This is a genomic window from Rhodococcus sp. 7Tela_A2, from assembly GCF_049311045.1.
GTDB lineage: Bacteria > Actinomycetota > Actinomycetes > Mycobacteriales > Mycobacteriaceae > Rhodococcus.
The window spans coordinates 1-579 of sequence record NZ_JAXION010000224.1 but is presented as its reverse complement, the minus strand read 5'-3'; the positions used below and the strand labels follow the sequence as shown (position 1 = coordinate 579).

The window sequence follows — 579 nt, the reverse complement described above, 5'->3', positions numbered from 1 at the left end:
GACCGAGAGGTCCGGGCCTACATATACAGGGAGCGCGGGGTGGGGCGCCGCCGTTCAGGACGGGCGGGCCGGCATCTCGAAGCCCTCGAGGATGACGGCGTTGGTGTCGGCAGCGGCGTGGCGCAGAGGGACCGCCGCCTGATATTCCTCCGAGTCGTACCACGCCTGGGCGGCCTCGACGGATTCGAACTCGAGAACGACAGTCCGGTCGCCGTGCCACTGACCTTCCAGGATCGTCGGCCGGGCGTCTACGGAGAGCACGGACGCACCACCGCGGCGGAGCGAAGGGGCGGAGGCTGCGCTGTAGGCGTTCATCCCGTCGGGATCTTTGATGGCTTCGGTGAGGACGACATATCCCTTGGGCATGACTCTCCTTGTCGGTGGCGGAAACTCCCGCCGGGATTTCAGGAGACGGAACGCGGGGCTCCGATCATCGGATATCGACGAATTCCTGTATGGACGAAGAGAAGCAGAATCAGGACGGGTGCGCAAGGGGTGCAACGACTCTCGGGGCTGGGGGCAGTCCCCACGCACGGTACAACGCCGTGGGGGGCGGGGGGGGGCGCGGGGGGCGCGGGC

The 579-nt window shown here is 67.7% G+C and carries 1 protein-coding gene; it reads right to left on the bottom strand.

The features are described 5' to 3' along the window. Window positions 1-54: 54 nt before the first annotated feature. Window positions 55-366, bottom strand: a complete 312-nt coding sequence (locus tag TVH25_RS21350; protein ID WP_422425419.1) for a DUF1330 domain-containing protein — start codon at window positions 364-366, stop codon at window positions 55-57. Between the last annotated feature and the right edge of the window lie 213 nt (window positions 367-579).